Origin of the sequence: Sphaerisporangium sp. NPDC049002 (assembly GCF_040649355.1) — a bacterium.
Lineage (GTDB): Bacteria > Actinomycetota > Actinomycetes > Streptosporangiales > Streptosporangiaceae > Sphaerisporangium.
In genome coordinates this window covers 1-6132 of record NZ_JBEZFH010000317.1, presented here as the reverse complement: position 1 = coordinate 6132, position 6132 = coordinate 1, and the positions used below count along the sequence as shown (strand labels likewise).

2 protein-coding genes are annotated in these 6132 nt (G+C 74.0%); both read right to left on the bottom strand.

What is annotated here, in order from left to right; genetic code table 11:
- Positions 1 to 176, bottom strand: a 176-nt coding sequence (locus AB0B89_RS34195) for a polyketide synthase docking domain-containing protein (RefSeq protein WP_358561211.1), incomplete at its 3' end; no start/stop codon positions are given.
- Entirely contained in the window at positions 166 to 6078 is a 5913-nt protein-coding gene (locus AB0B89_RS34190) for an SDR family NAD(P)-dependent oxidoreductase (protein ID WP_358561208.1), read from the bottom strand. The genes AB0B89_RS34190 and AB0B89_RS34195, both read right to left, overlap by 11 nt.
- Positions 6079 to 6132 lie beyond the last annotated feature (54 nt).

The window sequence follows — 6132 nt, the reverse complement described above, 5'->3', positions numbered from 1 at the left end:
ACCAGATCCCACAGATCCTCAGGACTGGCCACACCACCCGGATAACGACACGCCATCCCCACGATGGCGATCGGCTCATGCCGCCGATCCTCGACGCCGGTCAGGCGCTGGCGGGTCTCCGCGAGTTCGACGGTCACACGCTTGAGGTAGTCGCGTAGCTTTTCCTCATTGGCCATGATCGGGCCTTTCCAGGGAGGATCTCAGGGGAGACGTCATGGTTCGGTCGTCGATGAGAGCGAAGATCTCCTCATCGGAAGCGGAATCGATCTTCTCCACCACGTCCTCGGCGGCGCTCGCGCCGCTCGTACCGGAGGCGAACCTGGTGATCAGACCGGCGCCGAACCTGGTGACGGCGCTCTGCGCGATGGCGACGAGCTTGCCGCGAATGGCCTCCGCGTCCTCGCTGGCGCCCGAGAGCATCGACTCGACGCGTTCCACGGCCCCGCGCAGCGTGTCCTCCGGTGAGGGGGCCGCGGGTGCCAGCGTGCGGAAGAGGTAGTCGGTCAGGGCGGTGACGTTCGGATGGTCGAAGACCAGCGTCGCGGGCAACCGCAGTCCGGTGTCGCCGTTGAGCCGGTTGCGCAGCTCCACCCCGGTCAGCGAGTCGAACCCCAGCTCGTTGAACGCCCGGTCCACCCCGACGTTCTCGACGCTGCCGTGCGCGAGGACGGCCGCCACGTGCGACCGCACCAGATCGGCCAGGTGCCCGCGCGCCTCCGCCTCGGCCATCGCGGCGAGGCGCTCGACAAGGCCGGCCGATCCGGCCGCCGTCGATGCCGCGCCGGCCGCCGTGGCGGTGGCGGCGCGTCGCAGCGCGCGTACCATGCCGCGCAGCACCGACGGCAGCTCGCCCCTCTCGGCGCGGGCGCGCAGGGCGGTGTTGTCCCATTTGGCGGCGACGACCAGCGGTCCGGGCGAGGCGAGCGCCGAGTCGAACAGCTCAAGGCCCTGCTCGACGGTCAGCGGCGCGATGCCCGAGCGGGTGAGGCGGGCGGTGTCCGCGTCCGACATCTGCCCCGACATCCCGGTGCCGACCGTGTCCCACAGGCCCCACGCCACCGACACCGCGGGCAGGCCGAGCCCGCGACGGTGCGCCGCGAGGACGTCCAGGAACACGTTGGCGGCGGCGTAGTTGCCCTGGCCCGGGTTCCCGACCACGCCCGCCACCGAGGAGAACACCACGAACCACGAGAGCGGGAGTTCGCGGGTCAACTCGTGCAGGTACCAGGCCGCGTCCACCTTCGGGGCGAACACCGAGTCGAGCCGCTGCGCCGACAGCCCCTCCACGGTGGCGTCGTCCAGGACGCCCGCCGTGTGCACCACACCGGTCAGCGGGCCCTGTGAGGGGATCGAGTCCAGCAGTGCCGCGAGCGCGTCGCGGTCGGACACGTCGCACGCCGCCACCGTGACCCGCGCCCCGAGCCCCTCCAGCCGGGACACCAGCTCACCGGCTCCCGGCGCGTCGGGCCCGCGCCGCGACACCAGCAGCAGGTTCCTGGCGCCGTGCCGTTCCACCAGCCGCTGGGCGACCAGGCTTCCGAGCCCGCCCGTGCCGCCGGTCACCAGCACGGTCCCCGATCCCACGTCCGAGGGTCCGGCGGGCGTCGTCTCGGCCGCCCGGCGCGCCAGGCGGGGGACCATGAGCTTCCCGTCGCGCGCGACCAGCTGCGACTCGCCCGCGGCGATCGCCGAGGCGACCAGCTCCCACCCGGAGAAGCCGACGTCGGCGTCCAGCAGGACGAACCGCCCCGGATGCTCGGCCTGCGCCGAGCGCACCAGCCCCCACACCGGCCCGGCGACCACGGCGGGGACCATGCCGCCCGCCGGGTCGAAGACGCCACGGGTCAGGAACACCAGGCGGCACCCGGAGAAGCGCTCGTCCCCCACCCAGGCCTGCACGAGGTCGAGGGCCTGGTACATGCCGTCGCGCACCGAGTACGGCACGTCGTCGGCATCGGCTTCCGGCAGGTAGGGGACAAGGACGACGCTCGGGACCTCGCCCGCGGTCATCTCGGCGAGCGAGGCGAGGTCGTAGTAGCGCGGAGCGCCGGCTCCGGCCCTGCCCAGCTCCTCTGTGATCTCGTCGGCGAAGCCGTCGTACCCGACCACGGCCCATCGCTGGTCGGCGAGGCCGGTCCCCGGCACCGCGAGGTCCACCCAGTCGACGGTGTAGGAGGCCGCGTCAGGCGCGGTGCGCGAGGCTCCGCCGCCTCCCGGGACGCGGCGCAGCGTCAGCGCGTCGACGCCCGCCACCCGGTTCCCGGCGCCGTCGTGGATCACCAGGGACACCCGGTCGTCACCGAGGTCGGTGATCCGCACCCGGGACGCCTCGGCGCCGAGCGCGGACACGCGCACCCCGCTCCAGGAGAACGGCAGCAGCAGCGAGGGCTCGTCCTTCGCCGCCTGTGCCGAGTCGAGCACCAGCAGGTGCAGCGCCGCGTCCAGCAGCGCCGGATGGAACGTGTACCGGCCCGCGTCCGCGCGGACGTGCTCCGGCAGCGCCACCTCGACGTACGCGCCGCCGTCCACGCGCCAGGCGGCCTTGAGCCCCTGGAACGCCGGACCGTACTCGTAACCGCCCTCGGCGAGGCGCTCGTACACCTCGTCCAGGTCGACCGCGAGGCCGTCCGCCGGGGGCCATCCGGCGAGGCGCTCGGTGGCCGCAGTGGTGAGCGCGGCGGTGCTCGCGGTGGCGAGCGTGCCGGTCGCGTGACGGGTCCAGGCGGCCTCGGGGTCGCCCGCGTGGCGGGCGTACACGGTCAGGGCGCGCCTGCCGTCGGCATCCGCGCCGCCGACCGCGAGCTGCACCTGGACGGCCCCGGCCTCGGGCAGGAGCAGCGGGGCTTCGAGCGTCAGGTCCTCCACCTCGTCACAGCCCGCCGTGGTGGCCGCTTCGAGGGCCAGCTCGACGAAGGCGGTGCCCGGCAGCAGCACCTCGCCGTCCACCACGTGGTCGGCGAGCCACGGCATCGCGCCGCGCGACAACCGCCCGGTGAGCAGGAACCCGTCGTCCCCTGCCAGGGGTACGACCGCGCCGAGCAGAGGGTGCCGGGAGGCGTCCATGCCGCTCGCGGCGACGTCCGCGGTGGCGGCGGCGCCGTCGATCCAGTACCGGCGGTGCTCGAAGGGGTAGGTGGGCGGCTCGACGTGGCGGTACGGCCCGGAGCCGAACGCCTTCGCCCAGTTCACCTCGGCGCCGAGCACGTACGCCTGACCCGCCGCCATCAGGAACCGGCGCCAGTCGCCCTCACCCCGGCGAAGCGTCCCGGTGGCGCCTCCGGGTGTCCCGGCGGTCTCCAGGGTGTCCTGGATGTGCCCGGTCAGCACGGGGTGCGGGCTGGCCTCGATGAACAGCGGGGTGCCGTGCCCGGCGAAGGCCCGGATCCCCTCTTCGAACCGCACCGGGTTGCGCAGGCTGGTGTACCAGTACGCGGCGTTCAGCTCGGCGGGGTCGATGAACGCGCCCGCCAGCGAGGAGCAGAAGGCGACGTCGGTGGGGCGCGGCGCGACCTCGTCCAGTGTGGCCAGCAGCTCCTCGCGGAGCGCCTCGATGTGCGGCGTGTGGGCCGCGTAGTCGATCGCCACCCGGCGGGCCCGCACGGTGTCGCCGCAGGCGGCGGCGAACTCCTCCAGCGCGTCGAGGTCGCCGGCCACCACCGTGCTGGCAGGGCCGCTGTGGACCGCCACCCAGAGCCGGTCCGACCACGGCTCCAGCAGTTCCCGCGCCCGTACGGCCGGCAGTGACACCGCCAGCATGCCGCCGCTGTGCCCGAGTTTCATCAGCGCCTGGCTGCGCAGGGCCACGACCTTCGCCGCGTCCTCCAGCGTCAGCGCCCCCGCGACGCACGCCGCGGTGATCTCTCCCTGGGAGTGCCCGATCACGGCGGAGGGGTCGACCCCGAGCGACTTCCACAGCTCCGCGAGCGACGCCATGACCGCGAACAGCACCGGCTGGATGACGTCGGAGCCTTCCAGCGCCGGTACCGCCTGCCCGCCGCGCAGCACCCTCTCGACCGACCAGCCCGTGTACTGCTCCAGCGCCTGATCGCACCGCCGCAGGTGGGTGCGGAAGACCTCGCTGTGGTCGAGCAGGTCGACGGCCATCCCGGCCCACTGCGAGCCCTGCCCGGGGAACACGAACACCGGGCGCACGTCCGAGCCCGCCACCCCGCGCACCACGGTCGCGTGCGGCGCGCCGTCCGCCAGCGCCGCCAGGCCCGCGACCAGCTCCTCCCGGCCCTCCGCGACCACCACCGCGCGATGGGCGAACCCGGGCCGCCTCGCCAGCACCCGCCCGGCCGCCACCAGATCACCCGGCTCGGCGCCCTCCGCGTACGAACGCAACCGGCCCGCCTGAGCGCGCAACGACGCCTCGGACTTCGCCGACACCACCCACACGAGCCGGCCACCCGTGGCATCCGTCGCATCAGTCGCATCCGTCACATCCGTCGCATCCGGCACGACGGGAGCCGGGACCCCCTCCAAGATCACATGCGCGTTCGTCCCGCTGATGCCGAAGCCGGAGACGGCGGCCCGCAGGGGCCGGTCGTCCGGCAGCTCCACCGGTTCGGTGAGCAGCCGCACCGAGCCGGCGCTCCAGTCGACGTGCGGAGTCGGCTCCTCCACGTGCAGCGTGGACGGCAGCGTCCGGTGCTCCAGCGCCTTGATCATCTTGATCACGCCGCCGACGCCGGCGGCCGCCTGGGTGTGGCCGATGTTCGACTTGAGCGATCCGAGCCAGACCGGGCGCTCCGCGTCCCGGTTCTCCCCGTACGCGGCGATGATCGACTCGGCCTCGATGGGGTCTCCGAGCCGCGTGCCGGTGCCGTGCGCCTCGACCACGTCGACGTCGCCCGGGGTGAGCCGGGCGTCGGCGAGCGCCTGCCTGATCACCTCCCGCTGGGCCTGTCCGCTCGGGGCGGTCAGGCCGTTGCTCGCGCCGTCTTGGTTGACCGCGCCGCCCCGGATCACGGCGAGTACGGGGTGTCCACGGCGAAGGGCGTCGGACCGGCGCTCCAGCAGGAGCATTCCCGCGCCCTCGCCCCAGCCCGTGCCGTCCGCGGCGGCGGAGAACGCCTTGCAGCGGCCGTCTGGAGCGAGACCGCCCTGGCGGCTGAACTCGACGAACATCCCAGGGCTGGACATCACCGTCGCGCCGCCGGCCAGCGCCAGCGAGCACTCCCCGCGCCGCAGCGCCTGCACCGCGAGGACGATCGCGACCAGCGAGGACGAGCACGCGGTGTCCACGGTGATCGCGGGGCCCCGCAGGCCCAGGGCGTACGCGATCCGCCCGGACGCGACGCTGAGCGCGGTGCCGGTGAGCAGGTGCCCGTCGGCGGTTCCCGTGGACTGGTGGAGCCGGGGGCCGTAGTCGGAGGCCATGGCGCCGACGAACACTCCGGTGGCCGACTCCCGCAGCTCGGCGGGGTCGAGGCCGGCCCGCTCGACGGTCTCCCAGCAGATCTCCATCAGCAGCCGCTGCTGGGGGTCCATGGCGGCCGCCTCGCGGGGGCTGATGCCGAAGAACCCGGCGTCGAACTGGTCCGCGTCGTGCAGGAAACCGCCCAGCCTGGTGTCACTGGTGCCGGACCGGTCGGGGCCCCCCGCGAACAGCGCGTCGAGGTCCCAGCCGCGATCGGACGGGAACTCCGTGACCGCGTCGGTGCCGGTGCGGACGAGCCGCCACAGCTCGTCCGGGGAGGCGACGCCTCCGGGGTAGCGGCAGCCCATGCCGACCACCACGATCGGGTCGCTCTCCTCCCCCGCGCGCTCCTCGGCCGCCGCTTCGGACGGCCCGTCGTGGAGCAGCCCGTACAGGTGGTCGATGAGCCGGTCGGGGGTCGGCTGGTCGTACAGCAGGCCGGTCGGCAGCCGCAGCCCGGTGGCGGTCCGCAGCCGGGTGCGGAGGTCTTCCAAGGTGGCCGACTCGAAGCCGAGGTCCTTGAAGGTCCTGGACGGCTCCACGGCCCGGGTGTCCTGGTGCCCGAGCAGCACGGCGGCGGTGGTCAGCACCAGCTCACGCACCGCGCGCCGCGAGAGCCCGTCCGGGGTCCACGGGCCGGCGGGCGTCACCGGCACGGCGGCAGTGGTGAAATACCACGCTGGGCGTGTTGGATGTCTAACCCGCGCCCG